Genomic DNA, 24,268 nt, shown 5'->3' on the forward strand with positions numbered 1-24,268 from the left:
CCGTTCAGGACACGAAGTCAGTCTCGAGGAGGGCTGGGGCTCCCCCGAAAAAGTGGACACGGTTAGCTTGATCGCTGACTTGTCAGTGACGTGATCTCGAAGTCGATAGGCGAGATCATCCCCAACGAGCTGTGCCTCCTGTCATGATTGTAGAATCTGATGTAATTGTCAAGTCCTGCAGTGAGATTCGCGTACGTGGTGAACGCGTGCCGCTTGTAGTATTCGTGCTTGACGGTCGACCACAGTGATTCGGCGCCGGCGTTGTCCCAGCAGATCCCTGTCGCGCCCATCGAGCGCCGCAAGCCATGCTTGCCGCATGCGGCGGCCATGTCGCGGCTGGTGTACTGACTGCCCCTGTCGCTGTGCAGGATGGTGCCGGCCACCGACCCGCCACGGGTGAACACAGCAGCGTCCACGGCCGCCTCGACCAGCTCGGTGCGCATGTGATCGGCCAGCGACCAGCCCAGCACCCGACGCGAGTGCTCGTCGCGGATCGCACAAAGGTATGCCTCGCCCTCACCGCAGGTCAGGTAGGTGATATCAGAGGTCCAGACCAGGTCGATGCCACCCTGGTCGAACGCTCGCCCGACCCGGTCCGGTGGGAAGGTCGCCGTCGGATCGACCTCGGTGGTCTTGACCTTGAAGGTGCGTGGGCTGATGCCCTCGATACCCATCTCGGCCATGATCTTGGCGACGGTGTTCTCCGAGACCGCGACGCCCTCGGCATGCAGATCGGCGGTGATCCGCGGCGAACCGTAGGTACGCGTGGATGCCTGCCAATGGGCGAGGATCTTCACCTCCAGATCCCGGCGGCGCTGCTGGCGAGGTGTCAGCTCCCTACGTCGTTGCCGATCCACCCACGAGTAGAATCCGGATCGTGAAACACCCAGCAGTTCCGTGAGTTTCGTGATGTCGTGGTCGGCGCACTCCGCGGCAATGAGCTCGAACTTGCTCACCGATGTTGCTGCGCCGCAAAGTACGCCGATACTTTTTTCAGGAACGCCAGATCGCGATCCTTCTCGGCGAGCTCCGCACGTAACCGAGTCAACTCCGCGCGCTCACCAGCTGACAAGTCCCGATCCGGTGGGGCGTTGCGCACCTCGTCGGCGACACCATCGCGCATCCGTTCAGCGCGCACCCATTTGCCCAACAAGTTCTCATGCACGTTGAGTTCACGCGCGACCTCGGTGACCGGCCGGCCCCCGTCAATCACCCGACGAGCAGCCTCCGCCTTGAACTCAGGCGTAAACGACCGACGCGTCCTGGACATGTAGACATCCTTCCAGCAGGACCCTTCGTCCCGCTATCTCAGGTGTCCACTCAAACTGGGGAGGTTCAGGCCACACCCCGGTCCATCACCCACAACCTAATACGGCTGCACCCCTAATTCTCATAGTCTCGAGGCTCCTCGCTGCGCTCGTCACACCTCGACCACCGGGCAAAGGGACACCGACAAAAACACGCCGGGTCAGGAACCAGCAGCAGCACAAGGGGACGCTCCTATGTCTTGTCAAGAGCGGGTATTTATGCTGCGTGAGCTGGGGTTTCACCCCCGTTCGAGGGAGTGTTGTCGCCGTATTCGAGGAGACCGTAAAGCTCACGTGCGACGTAGGTTTTCAAGCAACGCCGAATCTCGCGCTTACTCTTCTTCTTCCGCCCGTTCGACTCCGACTGCCATTTCTGCACATACCTTTTCGTCCGAGGATCATGCTGCATCCGCACCAACACGATGTGATGCAACGCCCAATTCAACCGACGATCCCCCGACCTGTTGAGCCGATACCGCGTGACCTCACCACTACTGGCCGGGATCGGAGCAGCCCCAGCCAACATCGCAAACGCCCCACGACTACGAATCCGACCCGGATGCGACCACGCACACAACACCGTCGCCGCCACAATCGGACCCACCCCGTGCACATCCAACAACGCCGGCTTCCACGACTTCACCACCGCCTTGATCTGCTTCTCCAACTCCGCAGCCTCGGCCTCCAACGACTGGACCCGCTTGGCCAACCTGCGCAACACCCGCGCCATCGCCGCCGTATCCGCATCCCAGGACTTACTGATCCGCAACACCGCCGCCCGATCAACCATCGCCGCCGTCGACGACTCGACCCGCACCCGATCCCGCAACACCTGCGGCGCCGACACCGTCAACCCAAACAACTGCCGAGCCCCATCAGCAGCACCCTGCACCGCCGACGCCCGCACCGCCAACAACGCCGCCAGCCGATCCCGCCGCGCCCCACTACGCGGCACCCCCAACTGCGGGCGCGCCAACGCCTCCCGCGCCGCCCGCACCGCATCAATCTCATCACTCTTAGCACCATGACGACGCTTCATCCGCTCCGGCCGATCAAGCTCAATCACGTTCTCCACCAAATCATCACCCAGCAAATACCGACACAACCCCGCCCCGTGCGACGAGGTCCCCTCCACCGCCCAAAACCGCGCCGGAGAATACCTATCGGCAAACACCACCAACCGCGCGAACCCATGAACATCCGCGCTCACCCGCACCTGACCCAACACCGCACCCGTACGCGCATCCACCGCCGCAGCAGCATGCTCATGCACATGAGTGTCAACGCCGATCACCACCTCGACCAGCTCCCGCAAATCCGTCACACTAGTCACGTGTTCTCTCCATTCCAGTAGGGAACCAACAGTGGTTCCGGCCCGGGAGAGCGGCAGGCACGACTATTGACGGGACACAGATGACGCGGCTACGTCATCAGGTCAAGCTCCTATCAAGCAACCCGCACACCCGGGCCGGGACCGATGAACCAGAGCGGACAAGTCCCGTTCAGGACACGAAGTCAGTCTCGAGGAGGGCCACACCCCGGTCCATCACCCACAACCTAATACGGCTGCACCCCTAATTCTCATAGTCTCGAGGCTCCTCGCTGCGCTCGTCGCACCTCGACCACCGGGCAAAGGGACGCCGAGTTCCTATCGTCACCGCGACCAGCGGGATCAGAGGACGCCGAGTTCCTCTCGTCACCGCGACCAGCGGGATCAGGGACTCCGGCGGGGTACGGGATCAGCCGGCGGCGGGCAGGTGGGAGTCGCGATATTGACGCGGGCTCATGCCGTAGGCGCTCTTGAAGATCCGGGAGAAGTGGGCGGCCTCGACGAGACCGTTGGCGGCACAGATCGCTCCGACGCTGCGGTGGATCTGCAACGGGTCGGCCAGGTCGCGGCGGCATCGCTCCAGTCGCAGCCGGCGGATGAATCCGGCGACGGTGTCGTCGTCCTGCGCGAAGAGCTTCTGCAGATAGCGCAACGACACATGATGACGAGCCGCAACGGCTGCCGGTGTCAGGAACGGGTCACCGAGGTGCCCTTCGATGTACGTCCGCGCCGACATCAGCACAGTGTCCCCGGCACCGATGCCGGTGTCGGGCACCGCGGCGCGCAGGCAGGCGCTGACGAGGTCGGCCACGGCATCGGTCACGAGGGACTGTGCGCGCATTCCCTGAGGCGCCATCGACTCCTCGCCCAGCGATTGTTCCCGCAGCGCGCAGAGCATCGGACGTAGCAGAGCGCCCACACCGGTGCATGAGGTAATGGTGCGCGCCACACCGTCGTCGAGTTCGGAGTCATTGATACGCAACGTCTCCCGCGGGATGACGGCGACCAGGATGTCGAACGAGTCGGCCAAGGCCAGCTCGTAACGTCGGCTCGTGTCGTAGACGGCCAGGTCCCCGGGTCCGAGTTCGGCCTCCCGCCCGGCCTGTGACACCGTCGAATGCCCCGACACCTGCAGCGCCACCTTGATCACGCCGGGGTCGGCCCGCCGGATCGTCGACGCGGTCCGGCGCACCCACGCCGACTCCCCGAGTACCTCCGACAGTTGGAGGTCCCCGAGTTCCCGGCTGGCGAGGCCACCGCTGAATGCCGTGGGCGCGCCGACGAGCGGCGCGGCGTCCAACGGCACGAAGGCACTCGAGATCGCCTCCCGCCACACGTCGAACTCCAGATCGTGTGAGGCGGCGGTGCTCATGACATCAATCCTTGGGGCGGTTGTCGACCAATCGTTTCGCCTTGCCGGTCGATCGTTGCAGGGTCCCGGGCTCGGCGATCTCGACGTCCACGGTAACCCCGATCCGATTCTTGATGGCCTTTCTCAGCGAATCGGCAGCAGGCTGCCAGTCCGAACCCGGTGCGTCGGGACGGTATTCGACGCGCACGGTCAGATTGTCCATGCGGCCGGGACGTTCGAGGACGCACTGGAATTGAGGCGCGAGTGCCGGCACGCTGAGGATCAGTTCCTCGATCTGCGTCGGGAACAGATTGACCCCGCGCAGGATGATCATGTCGTCGCATCGTCCGGTCACCTTCTGCATTCGTCGCACCGAACGCGCGGTGCCCGGCAGCAGTCGCGTCAGATCGCGGGTGCGGTACCGGATGATCGGCATCGCCTCCTTGGTCAGAGAGGTGAAGACGAGTTCCCCCTCCTCCCCGTCCGGCAGTACCTCACCGGTCATCGGGTCGACGATCTCGGGATAGAAGTGGTCCTCCCAGATGTGCAGTCCGTCTTTGGTTTCCACGCACTCCTGCGCGACACCGGGTCCCATCACCTCGGACAGTCCGTAGATGTCGACGGCATCCATCCTCACCTGGGTCTCGAGTTCACGCCGCATCTGCTCGGTCCACGGCTCGGCACCGAAGACACCGACGCGCAACGAGGTCGACGACGGATCGATCCCCTTGGCGATCATCGCATCGACGATGGTCAGCATGTACGACGGCGTGACCATGATGGCGTCGGGGGCGAAGTCCTCGATCAGCTGGATCTGGCGATCGGTCATGCCGCCGGACATCGGGATCACCGTGCAGCCCAGACGCTCTGCGCCGTAGTGTGCGCCCAGCCCACCGGTGAACAGACCGTAGCCGTAGGCGACGTGGACCTTGTCCGACGACCGAACCCCGGCCGCCCGCAGGCTGCGGGCCACCAGATCGGCCCAGTTGTTCAGATCGTTCGCGGTGTAACCGACGACGGTGGGACGGCCCGTCGTTCCCGACGAGGCGTGAATCCGCGACACCTGCTCCTGCGGTACCGCGAACATCCCGAACGGATAGTTGTCGCGCAGATCGGCTTTCGCCGTGAACGGGAACAACGACAGATCCGACAGTTCCTTCAGATCGCTCGGATGAACCCCCTTCTCGTCGAAGGCCTTCCGGTAATGCGCGACGTTGTCGTAGGCGTGGTGCAACGACCACTTGAGACGCGAGAGCTGCAGATCGGCGATCCGGTCGCGACTCGCGTATTCGATGTCGACGGTCTCCGAGCCGCCGGCGGCGCTGGGGAGGGTGCTGGTCATGGTGGACTCCAGGCGTGAGAGGGAGGACGGTGTCAGGCGTCGAAATCGACGGTCACGGACTCGGTTACGGGATAGGACTGACAGGTGAGGACGAATCCGGCGGCCACCTCGGACTCCTCGAGGGCATAGTTGCGTCGCATGTCGACCTCCCCACAGGTGATCTTGGCGCGGCAGGTTCCGCACACCCCGCCCTTGCAGGCGAACGGCAGGTCCGAGCGCAGGTTCTCCCCCGCGTCGAGGATGCTCTCGTCCCGAGAGAGCGAACCGGCAACCGAACGTCCGTCGAGGACGATGGTCACCTCGCTGGTGGGCCCCGAGATCCCCGGCTCCCGATGCCGATCCGGTGGCGGCGGCGTTGCCTCGACGTAGAAGAGTTCGTGGTGGATACGGTCCCTGGCGATGTCACGGGCCAGGAGCACCTCCTCGGCCGCCTCGACCATGCCGAGCGGGCCGCACAACCAGAAGTGGTCCATGTCGCCGGTCGGTACGACGGTGGTGAGGATCTCCTCGAGACGATCACGATCGAGTCGCCCGCTGAACAATTCGGCCTCGCGCGGCTCGCGGGAGAGCACGTGGATCACGTCGAACCGCGGACCGTGGGCGTCCTTGAGATCGGCGATGTCCTCGGCGAACATCACCGACCGGGTCTTGCGGTTGGCGTAGATCAGCGTCACCTCGGCGTCGGGAGTCGCCAGCATCGACGCAGCGATCGACAGCATCGGGGTGATGCCCGAGCCGGCCGCGATCAACAGGTGCCGCCCGCCCGAATCCGGGTTCGCCTGAAACGATCCCGATGGCGGCTGCACCTCGATGCGATCGCCGGGACGCACCTGATGGACGAGCCAGCTCGAGAACAGTCCCCCATTGACCTCACGAACACCCACCCGCGGCGCAGCGCCCGCGGGCGCGCAGATCGAGTAGGTGCGCCGGTGTTCGGTCCCGTCGACCGTTCGCCGCAACGTGAGGGACTGTCCGGGCCGAAAGGTGAAGGTGTCCCGCAGATCCGGCGGAACGTCGAACCGGACGGCGACGGCGTCGTCACACAGGGATTCGACGTCGGCAACGGTCAGGCGGTGGAAGTCGCGGTTGCGCGACGGACCGGTGACCGGAACGGCGGTGGTCTCGACGGTTGAGGTCACGGTCAGATCTCCTTGACGTGATCGAACGGCTCGGCACACGCCAGACACTGGTAGTGGGCTTTGCACAGGGTGGCACCGAACTCCGAGATCAGTTGCGTACGAGTCGAACCACACTGGGGGCACGCCACCTCGCGCGGGCGTGCGGTCAACGTCAGCGGGATCGGCCCGGACCGCCGCAGCGGTGCCGCACCCGGTGGCGAGTACCCGGCCTCGACGAGCTTGGCGCGACCCCTGTCGGTGATCCAGTCGGTGCTCCACGCCGGAGTGAGGCTGGTTCGGATCGTGACGTCGGCGAATCCGTGACGCTGCAACGCGGCGGTGATGTCGTCGCGAATCGTGGCCATCGCCGGGCAGCCCGAGTAGGTCGGGGTGATCGTGACGGTCACCGCGCCGGGATCGTCGAGCCGGACCTCGCGGATGATCCCGAGGTCGGCGAGGGTGACCATCGGCATCTCCGGGTCGAGAATCGATTCCACGATCTCACGCGCGGATCGGGTTGCGAGTGTCCGCATCTCACCACACCCCTTCGGGGTGGCGACGGGCCACGCTCTGCATCTCGGCGAGCAGCAATCCCATGTGCTCGGTGTGCAGACCGTCACGTCCGGCGCGGCCCCCGACCCGCCCGATGTGCGGTCCGTCGAGGATCTCGACCTCGGCAGCGTGACACACCTGGCCCACGATGTCGTCGAATTCGTCTCGCACGCAAGCGGGATCGACCGCCACACCGACGGCGGCGAGTGCGAGCTCCTCGGCTGTCGGGACGAACAGCTCGTCGACGTAGGGCCACACCCGCGACAGCGCGTCGAGCAGGCGGCGTCGTGACTCCGCGGTGCCGCACCCGAGGGTGACCACCCAGCGGGCCGCGTAATCACGGTGATAGGTCAGCTCTTTGACGCCCTTGTCGGCGACCGCGGCCAGCACCGGATCCCGTGAGGTGCGCAGTCTGTCGAACAGGGCCAGTCGCCAGGTCGAGAACACCAGCAGCCGGACGAGCGAGACCGCGAAGTCGCCGTTGGCGATCTCGACGAGATGCACGTTGCGGAACGACGACTCGTCCCGGAAGAAGGCCAGTGCGTCTTCGGCGGGCACCGGCGTGGTCTCGGAGATGTGGGGTACCACAGCCGGATCGGCGGCCGCGGCGCGGGCGAGCAGGAGCCGCGCCGCACCGAGGAGGTCGAGTCCGATGTTCGCCAGCGCCACCTCTTCCTCGAGTTCGGGTGCGTGGGTGCACCATTGGGCGAGTCGCTGGGCACTGATCAGCGCATCGTCGCCGAGCATCAGGCAGTAGGCGGCCAGCGCGGCGTGGTCGACGTCGTCGGGGACGGTGGTGTCGACGCCGGCGAGCGGATCGTCGAAGCTGGTGCCGAAGGCCCACTGGCCGTGCGAATCCTCGTCGACGAGGCCCTCGTAGGCGTTGTCATGATCGGTCATGTCGTCGTCCTCTCACATGTGGGGGACGTTGTCGGGGATGTCGTAGAACGTGGGATGCCGGTACACCTTGTCGCCGCTCGGGGCGAAGAAGGGGTCCTTCTCCGACGGACTGGTGGCGACGATGTCGGCCGAGCGCACCACCCAGATACTGACGCCCTCGTTGCGGCGGGTGTACACGTCGCGCGCATGCCGCAAGGCCATCTGGTCGTCGGCGGCGTGCAGCGACCCGACGTGCACGTGGTTCAGCCCACGCTTGCCGCGCACGAACACCTCGTACAGCGGCCATTCCGCCTTGATGTCACTCATCGGTGGTTCTCCTGTTCCCGTGCGGCGAAAGCCGTTGCCGCGTCCCGCACCCAGGCGCCGTCCTCGTGTGCGGCGCGGCGGACGGCGATCCGTTCGACGTTCATCGCACCGTTGCCCTTGACGACCTCGGTGAATTCACTCCAGTCGGGTTCGCCGAAGTCGTAGTGTCCGCGTTCGGCATTCCACGCCAGATCCGGGTCGGGGAAGCTCACGCCGAGGGCCTCGGCCTGCGGGACGCTCATGTCGACGAACTTCTGGCGCAGCTCGTCGTTGCTGTGCCGCTTGATACCCCACGCCATCGACTGCTCGCTGTTGGGCGAACGGTCATCGGGCGGACCGAACATCATCAGCGCCGGCCACCAGAACCGGTCGACGGATTCCTGGACCATCGCGCGCTGCTCGTCGGTGCCACCCATCATTGAGGTGAGCAGCTCATAACCCTGCCGCTGATGGAAGGACTCCTCCTTGCACACGCGGATCATCGCCCGGGCGTACGGTCCGAAAGAGCTGCGGCACAACGGTACCTGGTTGCAGATGGCCGCGCCGTCGACCAGCCACCCGATGGTCCCGACGTCGGCGTAGGTCAGCGTCGGGTAGTTGAAGATCGAGGAGTACTTCTGCCGCCCGGAGATGAGTTTGTCGGTGAGGTCGGCGCGATCGGCGCCCAGTGTCTCGGCGGCCGAGTACAGGTAGAGGCCGTGGCCGGCCTCGTCCTGCACCTTGGCCATCAATATCGCCTTGCGCCGCAACGACGGAGCCCTGGTCAGCCAGTTTCCCTCGGGCTGCATGCCGATGATCTCCGAATGCGCGTGCTGGGCGATCTGCCGGATCAGCGTCTTGCGGTAGCCCTCGGGCATCCAGTCACGCGGTTCGATGCGCGCCTCGGCGGCGATGGTCGCGTCGAACGACTGCTGAAGCTCGAATTGCTGTAGTTGCGTGTCGGTCATCGTTCCTGCTCTCTCAGCGACCGCTGAACTCGGGCGTGCGCTTGTCGAGGAATGCCTCGACGGCGGCGGCGTGGTCGGCGGTCGCCCCGAGGTGACGTTGTGCGTCGTACTCACGGTCCAGCGCTGCGCTCAGGCCGTCGGCGCCGGCCCCGACGAGGCCCTTGATCCGGCGGAACGCCTCGGTGGGTCCGTCGGCGAGGCGCCGAGCCAGATCCACTGCGGCGGAATCCATATCGGCATCGTCGGCGACGCGATGCACCAGACCCCAGTCGAGGGCCTGCGCGGCGTCGATGCGATCGCCGAGCATCAGCAGTCCGGTGGCGCGGCTACTGCCGAGCATGGAGACCAGATGATGCGAGAGGCCGGAGTCACTCGCCAGACCGATGCCCGCGAATGCGGTGGCGAACGTGGCGTTCTGCGAGGCGATCCGGATGTCGGCGGTCAGCGCGATCCCGAGCCCCGCACCGACGCAGGCACCGCGGACGGCCGCGATCACCGGCACCTCGATGCCCGCGAGCGCCCGGATGACCGGGTTGTAGTGGTCGGCGACGGTGTCCATCGCATGCTCGGGCGACTTCCTCAGTTCGGCGACGTGATCGCCGAGATCCTGTCCGACGCAGAAGTTCTTGCCCTCGGCCGCCAGCAGGACCGCACGCACCGTGCGATCACCCGCGACCTTCTCGATCGCCTGGCGCAGTGCCGTCTTGGTCTCGACGTCGAGCGCGTTGTGGGCGCGCGGGCGCGCCAGCGTGATGGTGGCGAGTCCGTCGGTGATCTCCAGTGTCACTGTCATCTGTCAGCCTTCCAATCGTAGAAGCCACGGCCGGACTTGCGACCGAGTTCACCGCGGGCAACCTTGTCGCGCAGCAGTTGTGGCGGTTCGAACCTCACCCCGAGGGTCGCGGCGAGGTGGTCGGCGACGGCCAACCGCACGTCGAGCCCGACGAGATCGGTCGACCGGAGCGGACCCATCGGGTGCCGATAGCCCAATTCCATGGCGCGGTCGATGGATTCGGCGTCGGCAACGCCTTCTTCGACCATCCGGATGGCTTCGAGACCCAGGTGGACCCCGAGCCGGCTCGTGGCGAATCCCGGGGAGTCGTTGACGACGATCGCCGTCTTGCCGAGGGCGTCGACCCACCCGCGGACGGCGTCGACGGTGCTCTGGGCGGTGGTGCCGGCCCGCACGATCTCGACGAGTTCGGAGACCGGCACCGGATTGAAGAAGTGCATGCCGACGAATCGTGACGGGTCGGGCAGTGCCGCACCGAGTTCGGAGATCGACAGGGAACTCGTATTGGAGGCGATGACGGTGGTGGCGGCAACCGTCTCGGCGACCTGCGCGAGAACATCGAGTTTGAGCGAGACGTTCTCGGGAACCGCCTCCACGACAAGGCCGAGATCCGTCGGCAACGCGCGGGGTTCACCGACGGTGTGCACCCGTGTCAGAACCTCGTCGGGTGCCCGTCCCCCCAATTGGCCGCGGTCCGCGGCGCGTTGCAGACCGGTCGCGACACGACTGCGGGCTCCCTCCTGGTCGAGCGAGTCCGCGATGGTCACCGTGACACCGCGCTCGGCGAAGACCTGCGCGATGCCCGCGCCCATCCGTCCGCCACCGACGACGCCGACGGTTGCCGGGAGATCGCCGCCAGAAGTGCTGCTGTTCATGACTTCTTCTCCAGGAATGCGGCCATGCGGTCGGTCTTGTCGGGTCCTTCGAAGAGCACGGCCTGTGCGATGTCGTCGGCCCACGGGTGATGCCCGGGGGCGTCGATGACGGTCTTCGACAGGCGCAGCGCCAGCGCCGACTGCGCGACGATGCGATCGATGACGGTCTCGGCCGCGGCGAACGGGTCGTCGGCGACCTCCATGACCAGGCCGTGCCGGAATGCCTGCTCGGCGTCGAGTCGCGCGCCGGCGAGCAGGATCTGTTTGGCGACCGAGATGCCGACGAGTTGCGGGAGGCGGTAGCTCGCGCCGGCCGCGGCGAGGATGCCCAGAGCGGGCTCCGGGTTGCCGAACACCGCATCCGGTGCGGCGATGCGGATGTCGCAGGCATAGGCGAGTTCGGCACCACCACCGAGCGCGTAACCCTCGACGACGGCGACAGTGGGAAGCGCGAGCGCCGCGATCCGGTCGAACAGGGTGCGATTGATCCCGGCCAGGGCATCGTCGCGGGTACGTCGGGCGAGCTGGGCGATGTCGGCGCCGCCCGCGAAGTTGCGTCCGGCCCCGCACAGCAGCACCGGTTTGGGCGCCCGCTCGACGATCGCACACACCCGGTGCAGTTCGGCGATCATCTCGCCGGTGATCGCGTTGCGACGCTCCGGACGGTTCAGCGTGACCCGGTAGCGATCACCGTCGTCGGAGATCACCACGTGGTCGAGATCGACGGGTGGCGTGTCGGTGGTCACCGCACCGGCCATGATTGGCCCTCCTCACACTGTGGACCCTTCCATTAATAACCGACCTTTTGGTCGGTTGCAACCCCTTGCCCACCCCGGACGCCACTCCGCGGACTCTTTGCCATCATGAGATCCATGACCACAGCGAAACCGGCCAAGCGCACCGGCCGCCCGGGGCGCCCCGGTTACGACCTCGACTCGCTGCTCGCGGTCGCGGTCAAGGTGTTCAACGAGAAGGGGTACGACGGCACCAGCATGGATGTGCTCGCCGACCGGCTCGGGATCAGCAAGTCGTCGATCTATCACCACGTCTCGGGCAAGCAGGAACTCCTCGAGCTGGCTCTCGGGCGTGCACTCGGAGCACTCTTTGCCGCCACCACCGAGGCCGGCACGACCGAGGGCCGGCACATCGATCGGCTGGAATACCTGGTCAGACGGAGTGTGGAGATCCTGGCCGCCGAACTCCCCTACGTCACGCTGCTGCTGCGGGTACGTGGCAACTCGGTCGTCGAGCGCCGGGCACTGGCCCGTCGACGCGAGTTCGACGAGTTCGTCGGCAACCTCGTCATCGGCGCCGCCGAGGAGGGCGATGTCTCGCCGGAGGTCGACCCGGCGCTGGTGGCGCGGCTGCTGTTCGGCACGGTCAACTCGCTCATCGAGTGGTACCGACCACGTGTCGGGGTCAGCGTCGACGAACTCGCCGACGCCGTGGTCGCGATGACGTTCGACGGACTGCGCCGCCGGCGCTGACCACCGCCACCCCTTGACACGGGACCAACGTCCCGGCGATGGTAATTACCGACCGAATGGACGGTAGAGGGAGCTGGGCTGTGAGCCGATTGTTGGAAAGCTGGACACAAGGACGCTGGTACGCCGCGCCCGACGAGGGCACGCCGTTGCTCGACGCCGTCGACGGATCGGAGGTGGCGCGGATCTCGGCGACCGGTGTCGATCGCGCCGCGATGGTCGAATATGCACGCACCGTCGGCGGAGAGGCGCTGGCCTCGCTGACCTTCCACGAGCGGGCCGGGTTGCTCAAACAACTGGGCCTCACCCTCATGGCAGGCAAGGACGAGTTCTATGAACTCTCCCGCAAGACCGGCGCCACCGACCGCGACAGCGCCGTCGACATCGACGGCGGATTCGGGACCGTCCTGAGTTACGCGAGCAAGGCACGACGGGAATTGCCCAACGACACCGTCTATCTCGACGGCCCGGTCGAGCCGCTCGGCAAGAAGGGCACCTTCCTCGGCCAGCACCTCTACACCTCGCGACGCGGGGTTGCGGTGCAGATCAATGCCTTCAACTTCCCGGTGTGGGGTTTCCTGGAGAAGCTGGCCCCGGCGTTCATCGCCGGCGTGCCCACGATCGTCAAACCCGCCAGTGCCACTGCCTATCTCACCGAACTCGTGGTCCGCCGCATCGTCGAGAGCGGCATCCTGCCCGAGGGATCGGTGCAACTACTGTGCGGAAGCGCGGGCGATCTGCTCGACCATCTCGACGGACAGGATTCGGTGGCGTTCACCGGCGCGGCCGACACCGCTGCCGTGCTGCGCGCCCATCCGACGGTGGTGGCATCCGGGTTGCACTTCACCGCCGAGGCGGACTCACTCAACGCATCGATCCTCGGTGCCGACATCGGTGTCGACGATCCCGAATTCGAGCTGTACGTAAGGCAACTCGTCACCGAGATGACCGTCAAGGCCGGGCAGAAATGCACCGCGATCCGGCGCGCTTTGGTCCCCGAGCCGCTCGTCGACGCCGTCGTCGAGGCCGCGTCGACGAGACTGGCCGCGATCCGCGTCGGCAATCCCGCCGCCCCCGACGTCCGGATGGGCGCCCTCGCGAGCATCGACCAGCGCGACGAGGTCCTGAAATCACTTCGCGGACTGACCAAGTCGGCCGACATCGTCTTCGGCGACCCCGACCACGTCGAGCTCGTCGACGCCGAGCGGTCAAAAGGCGCATTTCTCTCGCCGATCCTGTTGCGCGCCAACGACAGCTGGGCGCCGGAGATCCACGACATCGAGGCCTTCGGTCCGGTGTCGACGGTCATCGGCTACCGCGACACCGACGACGCCATCGCCCTCGCCGCCCGCGGCCGTGGATCGCTGGTCGCCTCATTGGTGACTGCCGATACCGATGTCGCGGCGACCGTCGTGCGCGGCATCGCCGCCTACCACGGTCGCATTCTGGTGCTCAACGCCGAGGATGCCGCCGAATCCACCGGCCACGGCTCACCGCTGCCGGTCCTGGTGCACGGCGGCCCCGGCCGCGCGGGTGGCGGGGAGGAACTCGGCGGCATCCGCGGCGTGCTCCACCACATGCAGCGCACCGCGGTGCAGGGCACACCGAACATCCTCACCGCGATCGGACGGCGTTGGGTCAGCGGCGCCGACCGCGTGCACACCGACGTGCACCCGTTCCGGAAGAATCTGTCGCAGTTGCAGATCGGTGACACCATCGTCGGTGGGCCGCGTCAGGTGACGCGCGCCGACATCGACCATTTCGCCGAATTCACCGGCGACACCTTCTATGCACACACCGACCCGGAGGCTGCCGCGGCCAACCCCCTCTTCGGCGGCATCGTCGCCCACGGATACCTGGTGGTGTCGCTGGCCGCGGGCCTGTTCGTCGATCCGGCACCGGGTCCGGTGCTGGCCAACTTCGGTGTCGACGGATTGCGATTCCTCACCCCGGTCAAAGCCGAGGACAGCCTCACCGTCACGTTGACGGCCAAACAGATCACGCCGCGCCAGAGCGCCGATTACGGTGAGGTGCGCTGGGATGCCGTCGTCACCAATCAGAACGACGACCCGGTCGCTACCTACGACGTGCTCACCCTCGTCGCCAAAGCCGAAAAGGAGTAATCGACATGACCGTTCGCGTTGCCGTCTGCTACGGACAACCCACCGACCCCGCCGCGTTCGACGACTACTACGAGCGGGTGCACATCCCGCTCGCGAATGCGATCCCGGGCCTGACCGAGTACACCTATGCCAAGGTGTCGACGCTGGACGGCTCCGCGCCGCCGTATTATTCCGTGGCGAGCCTGTACTTCGCCGACGAGGACTCGTTGAAGGCCGGACTGGGGTCTCCCGAGATGGCCGCCGCCGCAGGCGATGTGCCCAACTTCGCCACCGGTGGGGTCACCATGTTCACCCACGCCGAGACCTCGGTGCGTCCGTGACGTCGGTTCCCGACGAGGTCACCGACCACGCGATCGCGCGGCGGATGTTCGCCGAGGACAACGCCTCTCGCGCGCTCGGCATCGAGCTCCTCGAGCTCGGTGCCGGGCGGGCGCGGATGTCGATGCGCATCGGAGCACAGATGGTCAATGGCCACGGCATCACCCACGGCGGTTACGTGTTCCTCCTCGCCGACACCGCGTTCGCACTCGCCTGCAACAGCGGTGACGACGCCGCGGTTGCCGCCCGCTGCGACATCCGCTTCCTACGTCCCACCCACGCCGGTGACCTGCTCGTCGCCGACGCCCGCGAGGTCGCGGGCTTCGGGCGCAACGGGATCTACGACGTCACCGTCACCAGCGGTGAGCAGGTGGTCGCCGAATTCCGCGGTGACAGCCGCACCATCGCCCGCCCCTGAGCCACGCGCCGGCCGGTCTCAGACGCGGACGACGATCTTCCCGCGCACGTGGCCGGACTCGCTGCGCTCGTGCGCGGCGGCGGCATCGGCCAGGTCGAACACCTCGGCGATCTCGGGAGTCAGGGCACCCGTCTCGCCGAGTCGGGCGAGTTCTGCGAGATCGGTGGCGTCGGGCCGCACCCAGACGTACTGGCCACCGAATTCGTCGCGCGCCCGCGCATCGGTGATGGAGGCGACGGTGCCGCCCGCGCGCAACACCTCCGGTACCGAGTCCAGCGCGTCACCGCCGACATAGTCGAGAACCGCGTCCACACCTCGGGGTTCGAGCGCGCGTACGCGCTCGGCCAGCCCGTCTCCGTAGGTCACGGGTTCGGCGCCGAGGCGTCGGAGGAAGTCGTGATTGGCGGCCGACGCCGTGCCGATCACCCTGGCGCCCATCGACCGCGCGATCTGCACGGCAAACGAGCCGACGCCACCGGCAGCGGCGTGGACGAGCACCGTGTGCCCCGATCGCACTCCCGCGCGCCGAATCGTCTGGTACGCGGTGAGCCCGGCGAGCGGAACGGCCGCGGCCTCCTCGAACGACCACCCGGCCGGCTTGCGGGCGAGGGTTCGAACCGGTGCCGCGACGAGTTCGGCGAGCGTTCCGCCCGCCACCTCCCCACCGACGACGTCTTTGCGGACGTAGCCGAACACCTCGTCGCCGACCTCGAATTCCGGTGTGTCCAAACCCACTTGCTCGACGACACCGGCGACATCCCATCCCGGGACGACCGGGAACACGGTGTCGAGCACCTCGGCGAGGTAACCCTGACGAACCTTCCAGTCCACGGGATTGACACTCGAGGCGCGCACGCGCACGAGAACGGAGTCGGGTCCGACGTGAGGTGTCGGCAGATCGCGCAGCGTCAGGACATCGGAGCCGCCGAAGCGGTCATAGGTGATTGCTCGCATGGTCGCTGCAACGGGCTCCCCGATCGATTGATTCCGTGGGTTGTCGACCGCTCTGACAGCATTCGGGAAAACCGATGCAATGCACCGATTAATACCGCTGTACAGATTCAACAGCTTCACGCGATCCTTGATCCGACGCACGAGACATTGGGCGAACGTTGGAGGTTGACAGTGGAGAACGAGCAGATCGACGTGGTCATCGTCGGTGCCGGGCAGGCCGGTATCGCCATGAGTGAACACCTCGGCGCGCAGGGAATCGAGCACCTGGTGCTCGAGCGTGATCGCGTCGCCGAGCGCTGGCGCTCGTGGCGGTGGGACTCCCTCGTCGCCAACGGGCCGGCGTGGCACGACCGCTTCCCGAACATGCAGTTCGATGCCGACCCCGATTCCTTCGTCGGAAAGGACGGCGTCGCCGACTATCTCGCAGCCTACGCCTCGATGATCTCCGCGCCCATCCGCACCGGTGTCGAGGTGATCTCGGTCCGACGACACAACGGCCGCTCGGGTTTTCGTGTCGAAACGAGCGAGGGCACCATCGACGCCCGCTTCGTCGTCTCGGCAACCGGGGCCTTCCAGAAGCCCGTCATCCCGCCGCTGGTACCCGCCGATTCGGCACTGCACCAGATCCATTCGAGTTCCTATCACCGGCCACAGCAGCTACCCGACGGCGCGGTACTCGTCGTCGGTGCCGGCTCGTCGGGTGTGCAGATCGCCGACGAGCTCCGCGAATCGGGGCGTACGGTTTATCTTGCGGTCGGACCGCACGACCGTCCCCCGCGCAACTATCGCGGCCGTGACTTCTGTTGGTGGCTCGGCGTTCTCGGCAAGTGGGACATGGCCGTTCCGCCCGCCGGGGCCGAGCATGTCACGATCGCCGTCAGCGGCGCTCACGGCGGACACACCGTCGATTTCCGCAGCCTCGCCGCCGATGGCATCACCCTGCTCGGACGTGCGGAGGCCGTCGTCGACGGAGTCATGACCTTTGCCGACGACCTGCGCGCCAACATCGAGGCCGGCGACGCCAATTACCTGTCGATGCTCGACGAGGCCGACGCCCACATCGCCCGTAACGGGCTCGATCTGCCCGAGGAACCGCAGGCCCGGGTCATCGGACCCGATCCGGCCTGCGTCACCACACCGGTCCGATCACTCGACCTGGCGGCCCATTCGGTGACCTCCATCGTGTGGGCCACCGGCTTCGCCTACGACTACGACTGGCTACAGGTCGCGGCCCTCGACGAACTTGGTCGGCCGCGGCATCAGCGCGGTGTCTCCAGCGAGCCCGGCGTGTATTTCCTCGGGCTGCCATGGCTGTCGCGACGCGGATCGAGCTTCATCTGGGGTGTCTGGCACGACGCCAAGTATCTCGCCGATCAGATCGCCATCCAGCGCGGTTACCTCGCCTACGAAGCGCCCGCTCTCGCCGCACGCTGAGCCCCGACACCTGACAGCCGAAAGGATTCCCTCCATGAGCGCCGCACCCTCCCGCGGGGTCACCCACACCCGGATCCGTCCGTTCAACACCCGCGACACCTATCCCGAGCAGAACCTCGACAACGATCTGTGCCAGGCCGTCGTCGCAGGCGGCGTGGTGTACCTGCGCGGTCAGATCGGACAAGACCTCGACACGCGCGAGTCGATCGGCATCGGCGATGTCGAGGCACAGGCCGACAAGGCCATGGCCAACATCGCGATGCTGCTCGACGAGTCGGGGAGTTCGCTGCGCGACATCGTCAAGGTCACCGTGTATCTCACCGACATCCGGTTTCGTGAGACCGTGTACCGCGTGATGGGCCGATGGCTCACGGGTGTCTTCCCCGTCTCCACCGGACTGGTCGTCGAGGCACTCGCCCGACCCGAGTGGCTCGTCGAGATCGATGCGACCGCCGTTGTCAGCGAACCCGTTCTCACCGAACCGAAGTCCGACGATCGATGACACTCTCACTGATCGCCCACGAACCGGCAACGGGTGCCTTCGGCATCGTGATCTGCTCGTCGAGCCCGGCAGTCGCCGCGCGCTGCGCGCACCTGCGGCCAGGTGTCGGTGTGGTCGCCTCGCAGAACATCACCAATCCGGCGCTGGGCACCGCCGTGCTCGACGAGATGGCTGTTGGCGCCAACGCGGCGGATGCTCTGGCAAATGCACTGTCGCGGGAGCGCTTTCCGGACCATCGACAGGTCACCGCGGTCGGGGCCGACGGCACGACAGCAGTGCACTCGGGCTCGCAGAGCCTCGGTGTGTACGGTCACATCGAGGCCGAGAACGTGGTCGCCGCCGGCAATCTCCTGGCCGACGAGAGCGTTCTCACCGAACTGGTGACCGGCTACACCCGCAGTAGGGCAGAACATCTCGAGGAGCGACTACTCGACGGGCTACGTGATGCGCTCGCTGCCGGCGGTGAGGCCGGCCCGGTACATTCGGCCGGACTGCTCGTCGTGGCCGACGTCGACTGGCCGGTCACCGATCTGCGGGTCGATTTCGCCGACGACCCAGTGGGCGAACTGAGTGCCCTCTGGCAGATCTGGGCACCACAGAAGGACGACTACCGGGTGCGCGGTATCGACCCGACGCGCGCCCCCTCGTACGGTGTTCCGGGGGATCTGTGAGCACCCTTGACTCGGCGCTCGCCGATAAGATCGCCGCCGACCACTCGCTGCTGACCACGCTGTCCCGGGAGCTGTACGATGATCCCGAGATTGCCTGGGAGGAAGTACGTTCGGCGCGGCGGGTGGCCGATCGCCTGTCCGACGCCGGCTTCGAGATCACGGAGAAATACTGCGGGCTCGACACCGCCTTTGCCGCGACGATCGGGACCGGCGACCTCCATTTCGCGCTGTGCGCCGAGTATGACGCACTTCCTGGCCTCGGTCACGCCTGCGGCCACAATCTGATCTCGGCGATCACCGTCGGTGCGGCGCTCGCTCTCGCGCCGCTCACCGACGATCTCGGGTTGCGTCTGACCGTCATCGGCACACCGGCCGAAGAGGGCGGCGGGGGCAAGATCGAGATGCTCGAACGCAATGGTTTCGATGGTCAACACGCTGCCGCAATGGTGCATCCAGGACCAGTCGATGTGGCGCGGGCCCGGCCATTTGCTGTGTCGCACAACCATATCGAGTATCACGGCAAGGCTGCGCACGCCGCCGCCTACCCCGAGCGTGGGGTCAACGCCGCCGATGCGTTCACTGTCGCGCAGGTTGCGATCGGGCTGCTTCGGCAACAGCTGCCGTCGTCGGTGCGCGTGCACGGGATGATGACCCGTGGCGGGGAGGCGCCCAACGCCATCGCCGAGCACACCGAGGGCCGCTGGTATGTGCGGGCCGAGACGCTCGCCGAACTCGCCGAGGTGACGCCCCGGGTACTGCGCTGCTTCGAGGCCGGCGCCCTGGCGTCCGGGGCTCGGCTCACTGTGACACCCGAATCCCGTCCGTACGCCGAATTCCGCACCGACGAGCAACTTCTCGGACTGTACGAACGTCGTGCCACCGCACTCGGCCGGCGTTTCGAGACCGGACCGGACTCGATGATGGCACGGGCATCGACCGACATGGGCAATGTGTCGCAGCTACTCCCCGCGATCCATCCCTACATCGGTATCGATTCGATGCCGGCGGTCAATCACCAGGCCGAGTTCGCCGCGGCCACCCTGAGCCCGGCCGCCGAGACTGCGATCGCGCACGGTGCGCTCGCGATGGCGGGAACCGTTGTCGACGCCGCGATGCAGTCGACTGTTCGGACTCGTCTGCTGGGCGCCCACTGACCCACCGTCCCCCACCGACCCAACGGAGGAGAACATCGTGTCCACCGAGCCTCATGCCGCCTTCCGTATCGAACACGACCTGCTCGGCGACCGGGAGATCCCCGCCGGGGCCTACTACGGTGTGCACACCGCCCGTGCACTCGAGAACTTCCCGATCAGCGGGGTTCCGATCGCCGTCCACCGCGATCTGGTGATTGCACTGGCCTCGGTCAAACAAGCAGCAGCGCAGACCAATCGCGAACTCGGGCTCCTCGACCCAGTCATCGCCGGGGCGATCACGGACGCCTGTACCGAGATTCGCGGGGGCGCGCTACACAATCAGTTCGTTGTCGACCAGATCCAGGGCGGCGCGGGAACGTCGACGAACATGAACGCCAACGAGGTCATCGCCAACCGTGCACTCGAGATCCTCGGTCACCCGCGAGGCACCTACACCGTCGTGCACCCGCTCGAGCACGTCAATCTCGGGCAGAGCACCAACGACGTCTACCCGACGGCGGTCAAGGTGGCCCTCGGATTCGCCGCTCGCGCCCTGGAGACCTCGCTGCGCGAACTGGCGGCGCGCTGTGTGGCCAAGTCGCAAGAATTCGGCGACATGCTCAAGCTCGGACGCACCCAATTGCAGGACGCGGTGCCGATGACCCTGGGCCAGGAGTTCGGCGCGTACGCGGTGGCCATCGTCGAGGACGCCGACCGGATCGCCGAGGCTGCCCTGCTGATCGCCGAGATCAACTTGGGCGGCACTGCCATCGGAACCGGTCTCAACACCGATCCGGAGTACGCCGCACGGGCCTGCGAACATCTGCGCACCATCACCGGTTTGCCGCTGAGCACCGCCGGCGATCTCGTGGAGGCAACCTCCGACGTCGGCGCATTCGTGCAGCTGTCCGGGGTCACCAAACGGACCGCGGTGAAGCTGTCCAAGATCTGTAATGATCTGCGGCTCTTGTCCTCCGGACCCCGCGCAGGCTTCAACGAGATCAATCTCCCGCCGGTGCAGGCGGGGTCGAGCATCATGCCGGGCAAGGTCAATCCGGTGATCCCGGAAGCGGTCAACCAGGTGGCCTTCGAGGTGGTCGGCAATGATCTGACGATCACCATGGCCGCCGAGGCCGGACAGTTACAGCTCAACGCATTCGAGCCCATCATGGCTCGTGCACTGCTGTCGTCGCTGACCCACCTGACCGCCGCCGTGGACGTTCTCGGCGAACGCTGCATCGCAGGCATCACCGCCAATCCCGATCGTATGCGCGAGGCCGTCATGGGATCGGCGAGCCTGGCCACTGTCCTGAATCCGCTGCTCGGTTACGAGGTGGCCACCGCCCTGGTGGCCGAGGCGATCGCCACCGGCGCTTCGATTCCCGATCTGGTCCGGCGCTCCCGACTCGTCGACGACGACGTCCTGGCACGCATATTCAGTCCTGCACTCCTGTCGCGTCCACACTCGGCGGTCGAGGTCGCGCGCGACCGCCGATGATGTCGGCGCAGGCGAGTACCGCAGCGAGGTAGCCACGGAGTGCGGTACGCGCGGCGTCGGCATCCACCTCGCGGTTACGGGCGACGAGGTGGATGCCGTAGCCATCCTCGAGAGCCACCGCCGTGGCCGCGATCCGTTCGGCGTCATCGCCGAGGTCGAAGACACCGGACTCCACCCCGGCGGAGATGACGTCGCGGTAGAGCGAGACCTCGAGTTCGAACAGTCTCGACATCAGTTCGGCATGACGCGGTTCGCGCGCGCTGTGCAGATGCAACTCGTACAGTGCGGGCCACATCGGATCGTCAGGGTCGCAGACACCGAGGTCCACCAGCATCCGCAACCGGCCCACCGGATTGTCCTGGGTGGTCATGGCCGTTCGCCGACCCCCGTGGAACCGTTCGACGGCCCGCTCGTGGACGGCGAGCAGGAGGTCGTCGAGTTCTGGGTAGTAATAGGCGACCGAGCCCGCCGACATCGCCGCGGCCTCGGCGATGTCCTTGAGCCGCAGCCCGATCAATCCTCGCTCGGCGATGGCAACCGTTGCGGCGGTGATGATCTCGGAGCGCCTGGCATCCTGTCTTCGAGGTCTGGCCATGTGTGCCGATCCTGCCTTGCACCGCCGGGTGATGCAACATGCCCCGGCTGCATCGATCCAGCCGATGTCACGGATCGGATCTTCGCACGACGAGATCCCGCTGACAGCTGTGCGCGGTGGCCGAGCTCGCGATACCGTCGATTCATTCTTTGAGATTGAACCCAAAGAATGAGGTGCTCCCTCACAGTCCAGCCCCCGGAGTGTTCCCATGCGCGATCCCCGCTACGACGTCCTCTTCGAACCGGTCACCATCGGACCGGTCACCGCCCGCAACCGCTTCTTCCAGGTGCCGCACTGCAACGGCATGGGGTACCGCGATCCCTCCGGCGAGGCCGCGATGCGCCGCACCAAGGCCGAGGGAGGCTGGGCCGTGGTCTGCACCGAGCAGGTGGAGATACACCCCACCTCCGACATCGGCCCGTTCATCGAGCTACGCCTCTGGGACGACAAGGACATGCCGGCGATCGCCCGCATCGCCGAGCAGATCCACGAGGGCGGCGCACTCGCCGGCATCGAGCTGGCACACAACGGCCTCAACAGCCCCAATCTCATCAGCCGCGAAACCCCCTTGGCGCCACAACATCTGCCCGTCGTCTCGTGGAACTTCGATCCGGTTCAGGCACGCGCGATGAGCAAGTCCGACATCGTCGACCTGCGCAAGTGGCACGCCGATTCGGTGCACCGATCACTGCGAGCGGGCTACGACATCGTCTACGTCTACGCCGGGCACGCCATCGGCGGCCTACACCACTTCCTCTCGCCCCGCTACAACAACCGCACCGACGAGTACGGCGGGAGCCTGGAGAATCGGGTGCGGTTGATCCGCGAGATCCTCGAGGACACCCGGGAGATCGCCGACGGCAAAGCGGCTGTCGCCTGCCGCATCTCGGTGGATGAACTCCTCGGTGACGACGGCATCACCCGCGCGGAGATGGAGGACGTGTTCGGCCTCATCGGCGAGCACCCCGACCTCTGGGACCTGGTGCTCGGCAGCTGGGAGGACGATTCGGTGACCTCGCGGTTCGGCCCCGAGGCCGAACAGGAACCGTTCGTCACCGGACTCAAGCAGCTCACCACGAAACCCGTTGTCGGCGTGGGCCGCTTCACCTCCCCGGACACCATGGTCCGCCACGTCCGCGGCGGCATCCTCGATCTCATCGGCGCCGCCCGGCCCTCCATCGCGGATCCGTTCATGCCCAACAAGATCGAACGTGGAGATCTCGCGGACATCCGCGAATGCATCGGCTGCAACATCTGCGTGTCCGGCGACTTCACCATGTCGCCCATCCGCTGCACCCAGAACCCGACCATGGGTGAGGAGTTCCGTCGCGGCTGGCATCCCGAACGCATCGCCCCGGCCACCTCGACGTCGTCGGTGCTCGTGGTCGGAGCCGGGCCGGCGGGCTTGGAAGCCGCGCGCTCGCTGGGCAACCGCGGCTATCCGGTGACCCTCACCGAGGCGAGCCGCGTACTCGGCGGGCGCGTGGCCAAGGAGTCCACGCTCCCCGGCCTGTCCGCATGGATTCGGGTCGTCGACTACCGGCTGCAACAGCTCGATCGTCTCGACAACGTGGAGGTCTATCGCGAGTCACCGATGACCGAGCAGGACATCCTCGAGTACGGCTTCGACCACGTGGTGGTCGCCACCGGCTCGTCGTGGCGTCGTGATGGGGTGGGCCGCTGGCACACCCACCCCATCGAGATCGCCCCCACCCCCGAAGTCCTCACCCCCGACGACATCATCGCCGGGCGTCGTCCCGCCGGAAAGCGCGTCGTGCTCTTCGACGACGACCACTACTACCTCGGCGCCGTCATCGCGGAGTTGCTCGCCAAGGAGGGGTATGCGGTCACCCTGGTCACCCCCGCGCCGCAGGTGTCGCAATGGACGGTGAACACCATGGAGGCCCACCGCATCCGGGCTCGGATCATCGAGGCCGGCGTGGAGGTCCGCACCGACACCGCGCTCACCGCGATCGGTGCCGGCGGCGTCGGCACCGCCTGCCGATTCACCGGGCGCACCGGAGAACTCGACGCCGACGCCGTCGTCCTCGTCACCGCCCGACTCCCCCACGACGAGCTGTACACGGCCCTGCACGCACGTGCCGACGAGTGGTCTGCCGCAGGCGTGCGCTCGGTACGCGGCATCGGCGACGCGTGGGCACCCTCGACGATCGCCGCCGCGGTGTGGGCGGGCCATCGGTACGCCGAGGAACTCGATGTCGAGAAGTCCGATGACCCGGTGCCGTTCCGGCGCGAGGTCACCCAGTTGTCCATCGAACCGGTGTTCCGGACACCGGTGACGGCCTCGTGACCAGCC

At 66.6% G+C, this 24,268-nt stretch carries 25 protein-coding genes; 10 read left to right on the forward strand and 15 right to left on the reverse strand.

Going from position 1 to position 24,268, the window contains the following annotated elements:
• Nucleotides 1-62: 62 nt before the first annotated feature.
• The 13 genes from AC5ZH6_RS22125 to AC5ZH6_RS22185 all read right to left on the reverse strand — a co-directional run bounded on the left by AC5ZH6_RS22125 (nt 63) and on the right by AC5ZH6_RS22185 (nt 11,579).
• Complete coding sequence (locus AC5ZH6_RS22125; RefSeq protein WP_211542299.1) at nt 63-956, reverse strand: IS3 family transposase; 894 nt, start codon at nt 954-956, stop codon at nt 63-65.
• Entirely contained in the window at nt 953-1,270 is a 318-nt protein-coding gene (locus tag AC5ZH6_RS22130; RefSeq protein ID WP_211542297.1) for a transposase, read from the reverse strand. The genes AC5ZH6_RS22125 and AC5ZH6_RS22130 overlap by 4 nt, the downstream gene beginning before the upstream one ends.
• A gap of 254 nt (nt 1,271-1,524) precedes the next feature.
• Nucleotides 1,525-2,631, reverse strand: coding sequence for an IS110 family RNA-guided transposase (locus tag AC5ZH6_RS22135; protein WP_211545477.1), 1,107 nt, complete (start codon nt 2,629-2,631; stop codon nt 1,525-1,527).
• A gap of 415 nt (nt 2,632-3,046) precedes the next feature.
• Nucleotides 3,047-4,009 (reverse strand): AraC-like ligand-binding domain-containing protein, encoded by a 963-nt coding sequence (locus tag AC5ZH6_RS22140; protein WP_288336405.1) that lies wholly within the window; start codon nt 4,007-4,009, stop codon nt 3,047-3,049.
• A 4-nt stretch (nt 4,010-4,013) separates the two neighbouring features.
• Complete coding sequence (gene paaK / locus AC5ZH6_RS22145; RefSeq protein ID WP_288336403.1) at nt 4,014-5,330, reverse strand: phenylacetate--CoA ligase PaaK; 1,317 nt, start codon at nt 5,328-5,330, stop codon at nt 4,014-4,016.
• A gap of 32 nt (nt 5,331-5,362) precedes the next feature.
• Nucleotides 5,363-6,469: a 1,2-phenylacetyl-CoA epoxidase subunit PaaE gene (gene paaE / locus AC5ZH6_RS22150; RefSeq protein ID WP_006369759.1), complete on the reverse strand. Its 1,107-nt coding sequence runs from the start codon at nt 6,467-6,469 to the stop codon at nt 5,363-5,365.
• 2 nt (nt 6,470-6,471) lie between these two features.
• Nucleotides 6,472-6,981 (reverse strand): 1,2-phenylacetyl-CoA epoxidase subunit PaaD, encoded by a 510-nt coding sequence (gene paaD / locus AC5ZH6_RS22155; RefSeq protein ID WP_288336400.1) that lies wholly within the window; start codon nt 6,979-6,981, stop codon nt 6,472-6,474.
• A 1-nt stretch (nt 6,982) separates the two neighbouring features.
• Nucleotides 6,983-7,900, reverse strand: a complete 918-nt coding sequence (paaC, locus tag AC5ZH6_RS22160) for a 1,2-phenylacetyl-CoA epoxidase subunit PaaC (protein ID WP_288336398.1) — start codon at nt 7,898-7,900, stop codon at nt 6,983-6,985.
• Nucleotides 7,901-7,912: 12 nt separating this feature from the next.
• Nucleotides 7,913-8,206: a 1,2-phenylacetyl-CoA epoxidase subunit PaaB gene (gene paaB, locus AC5ZH6_RS22165; protein ID WP_006369755.1), complete on the reverse strand. Its 294-nt coding sequence runs from the start codon at nt 8,204-8,206 to the stop codon at nt 7,913-7,915.
• A complete protein-coding gene (gene paaA, locus AC5ZH6_RS22170) occupies nt 8,203-9,153 on the reverse strand; it encodes a 1,2-phenylacetyl-CoA epoxidase subunit PaaA (protein WP_288336395.1) in 951 nt (316 codons plus the stop codon). Before paaA ends, paaB begins: the two co-directional genes overlap by 4 nt.
• Nucleotides 9,154-9,166: 13 nt before the next feature.
• Nucleotides 9,167-9,946 (reverse strand): enoyl-CoA hydratase-related protein, encoded by a 780-nt coding sequence (locus AC5ZH6_RS22175; protein WP_288336393.1) that lies wholly within the window; start codon nt 9,944-9,946, stop codon nt 9,167-9,169.
• Nucleotides 9,943-10,821, reverse strand: coding sequence for a 3-hydroxyacyl-CoA dehydrogenase family protein (locus AC5ZH6_RS22180; protein ID WP_288336391.1), 879 nt, complete (start codon nt 10,819-10,821; stop codon nt 9,943-9,945). The genes AC5ZH6_RS22175 and AC5ZH6_RS22180 overlap by 4 nt, the downstream gene beginning before the upstream one ends.
• The gene (locus AC5ZH6_RS22185; protein WP_288336389.1) at nt 10,818-11,579 is read right to left on the reverse strand and encodes an enoyl-CoA hydratase/isomerase family protein; all 762 of its coding nucleotides are present in this window, start codon (nt 11,577-11,579) and stop codon (nt 10,818-10,820) included. The genes AC5ZH6_RS22180 and AC5ZH6_RS22185 overlap by 4 nt, the downstream gene beginning before the upstream one ends.
• Nucleotides 11,580-11,693: 114 nt before the next feature.
• Between AC5ZH6_RS22185 and AC5ZH6_RS22190 the strand changes: the two genes are divergently transcribed.
• From AC5ZH6_RS22190 to paaI, 4 genes are all read left to right on the forward strand, one after another.
• On the forward strand, nt 11,694-12,308 hold the full coding sequence (locus AC5ZH6_RS22190; RefSeq protein ID WP_014361429.1) for a TetR/AcrR family transcriptional regulator: 615 nt from the start codon (nt 11,694-11,696) through the stop codon (nt 12,306-12,308).
• A gap of 80 nt (nt 12,309-12,388) precedes the next feature.
• Entirely contained in the window at nt 12,389-14,428 is a 2,040-nt protein-coding gene (gene paaZ, locus AC5ZH6_RS22195) for a phenylacetic acid degradation bifunctional protein PaaZ (protein ID WP_288336388.1), read from the forward strand.
• Nucleotides 14,429-14,433: 5 nt separating this feature from the next.
• Nucleotides 14,434-14,748 carry an EthD family reductase gene (locus AC5ZH6_RS22200; protein ID WP_288336387.1) on the forward strand — a complete coding sequence of 105 codons (315 nt, stop codon included), beginning with the start codon at nt 14,434-14,436 and terminating at the stop codon, nt 14,746-14,748.
• A 44-nt stretch (nt 14,749-14,792) separates the two neighbouring features.
• A complete protein-coding gene (gene paaI, locus AC5ZH6_RS22205) occupies nt 14,793-15,164 on the forward strand; it encodes a hydroxyphenylacetyl-CoA thioesterase PaaI (protein WP_170320195.1) in 372 nt (123 codons plus the stop codon).
• A gap of 18 nt (nt 15,165-15,182) precedes the next feature.
• Here the strand turns inward: paaI and AC5ZH6_RS22210 are convergent, their stop codons facing one another.
• Entirely contained in the window at nt 15,183-16,118 is a 936-nt protein-coding gene (locus AC5ZH6_RS22210) for an NADP-dependent oxidoreductase (RefSeq protein WP_020170069.1), read from the reverse strand.
• A gap of 171 nt (nt 16,119-16,289) precedes the next feature.
• Here AC5ZH6_RS22210 and AC5ZH6_RS22215 point away from each other — a divergent pair, with 171 nt between their 5' ends.
• Genes AC5ZH6_RS22215 through AC5ZH6_RS22235 form a run of 5 tightly spaced genes read left to right on the forward strand, consistent with a single transcriptional unit; the run spans nt 16,290 to nt 21,356 of the window.
• Nucleotides 16,290-17,552 carry a flavin-containing monooxygenase gene (locus tag AC5ZH6_RS22215; protein WP_006369745.1) on the forward strand — a complete coding sequence of 421 codons (1,263 nt, stop codon included), beginning with the start codon at nt 16,290-16,292 and terminating at the stop codon, nt 17,550-17,552.
• 34 nt (nt 17,553-17,586) lie between these two features.
• The gene (locus AC5ZH6_RS22220) at nt 17,587-18,054 is read left to right on the forward strand and encodes a RidA family protein (protein ID WP_006369744.1); all 468 of its coding nucleotides are present in this window, start codon (nt 17,587-17,589) and stop codon (nt 18,052-18,054) included.
• Entirely contained in the window at nt 18,051-18,725 is a 675-nt protein-coding gene (locus tag AC5ZH6_RS22225; RefSeq protein WP_006369743.1) for a DUF1028 domain-containing protein, read from the forward strand. The genes AC5ZH6_RS22220 and AC5ZH6_RS22225 overlap by 4 nt, the downstream gene beginning before the upstream one ends.
• On the forward strand, nt 18,722-19,879 hold the full coding sequence (locus tag AC5ZH6_RS22230; protein ID WP_006369742.1) for a M20 family metallopeptidase: 1,158 nt from the start codon (nt 18,722-18,724) through the stop codon (nt 19,877-19,879). The genes AC5ZH6_RS22225 and AC5ZH6_RS22230 overlap by 4 nt, the downstream gene beginning before the upstream one ends.
• A 37-nt stretch (nt 19,880-19,916) precedes the next feature.
• Nucleotides 19,917-21,356: an aspartate ammonia-lyase gene (locus AC5ZH6_RS22235; RefSeq protein WP_288337750.1), complete on the forward strand. Its 1,440-nt coding sequence runs from the start codon at nt 19,917-19,919 to the stop codon at nt 21,354-21,356.
• Here the strand turns inward: AC5ZH6_RS22235 and AC5ZH6_RS22240 are convergent.
• On the reverse strand, nt 21,295-21,951 hold the full coding sequence (locus tag AC5ZH6_RS22240; RefSeq protein ID WP_006369740.1) for a TetR/AcrR family transcriptional regulator: 657 nt from the start codon (nt 21,949-21,951) through the stop codon (nt 21,295-21,297). The two genes, AC5ZH6_RS22235 and AC5ZH6_RS22240, sit on opposite strands and share 62 nt — an antisense overlap.
• Before the next feature lie 208 nt (nt 21,952-22,159).
• Here AC5ZH6_RS22240 and AC5ZH6_RS22245 point away from each other — a divergent pair, with 208 nt between their 5' ends.
• Complete coding sequence (locus AC5ZH6_RS22245; protein WP_265076985.1) at nt 22,160-24,262, forward strand: oxidoreductase; 2,103 nt, start codon at nt 22,160-22,162, stop codon at nt 24,260-24,262.
• Nucleotides 24,263-24,268: the final 6 nt, after the last annotated feature.

It is taken from the genome of Gordonia sp. YC-XJ4 (assembly GCF_059511865.1).

Excerpts from the sequence above, each read along its gene's own strand:
- AC5ZH6_RS22190 (WP_014361429.1), top strand. The coding sequence starts at position 11,694 with ATGACCACAGCGAAACCGGCCAAGCGCACCGGCCGCCCGGGGCGCCCC.
- paaC (WP_288336398.1), bottom strand. The coding sequence starts at position 7,900 with ATGACCGATCATGACAACGCCTACGAGGGCCTCGTCGACGAGGATTCG.
- paaK (WP_288336403.1), bottom strand. The coding sequence starts at position 5,330 with ATGACCAGCACCCTCCCCAGCGCCGCCGGCGGCTCGGAGACCGTCGAC.
- AC5ZH6_RS22130 (WP_211542297.1), bottom strand. The coding sequence starts at position 1,270 with ATGTCCAGGACGCGTCGGTCGTTTACGCCTGAGTTCAAGGCGGAGGCT.
- AC5ZH6_RS22185 (WP_288336389.1), bottom strand. The coding sequence starts at position 11,579 with ATGGCCGGTGCGGTGACCACCGACACGCCACCCGTCGATCTCGACCAC.
- AC5ZH6_RS22225 (WP_006369743.1), top strand. The coding sequence starts at position 18,051 with ATGACACTCTCACTGATCGCCCACGAACCGGCAACGGGTGCCTTCGGC.
- paaA (WP_288336395.1), bottom strand. The coding sequence starts at position 9,153 with ATGACCGACACGCAACTACAGCAATTCGAGCTTCAGCAGTCGTTCGAC.
- AC5ZH6_RS22180 (WP_288336391.1), bottom strand. The coding sequence starts at position 10,821 with ATGAACAGCAGCACTTCTGGCGGCGATCTCCCGGCAACCGTCGGCGTC.
- AC5ZH6_RS22245 (WP_265076985.1), top strand. The coding sequence starts at position 22,160 with ATGCGCGATCCCCGCTACGACGTCCTCTTCGAACCGGTCACCATCGGA.
- AC5ZH6_RS22175 (WP_288336393.1), bottom strand. The coding sequence starts at position 9,946 with ATGACAGTGACACTGGAGATCACCGACGGACTCGCCACCATCACGCTG.
- paaB (WP_006369755.1), bottom strand. The coding sequence starts at position 8,206 with ATGAGTGACATCAAGGCGGAATGGCCGCTGTACGAGGTGTTCGTGCGC.
- paaI (WP_170320195.1), top strand. The coding sequence starts at position 14,793 with ATGTTCGCCGAGGACAACGCCTCTCGCGCGCTCGGCATCGAGCTCCTC.
- AC5ZH6_RS22140 (WP_288336405.1), bottom strand. The coding sequence starts at position 4,009 with ATGAGCACCGCCGCCTCACACGATCTGGAGTTCGACGTGTGGCGGGAG.
- AC5ZH6_RS22210 (WP_020170069.1), bottom strand. The coding sequence starts at position 16,118 with ATGCGAGCAATCACCTATGACCGCTTCGGCGGCTCCGATGTCCTGACG.
- AC5ZH6_RS22220 (WP_006369744.1), top strand. The coding sequence starts at position 17,587 with ATGAGCGCCGCACCCTCCCGCGGGGTCACCCACACCCGGATCCGTCCG.
- AC5ZH6_RS22240 (WP_006369740.1), bottom strand. The coding sequence starts at position 21,951 with ATGGCCAGACCTCGAAGACAGGATGCCAGGCGCTCCGAGATCATCACC.
- paaD (WP_288336400.1), bottom strand. The coding sequence starts at position 6,981 with ATGCGGACACTCGCAACCCGATCCGCGCGTGAGATCGTGGAATCGATT.
- AC5ZH6_RS22200 (WP_288336387.1), top strand. The coding sequence starts at position 14,434 with ATGACCGTTCGCGTTGCCGTCTGCTACGGACAACCCACCGACCCCGCC.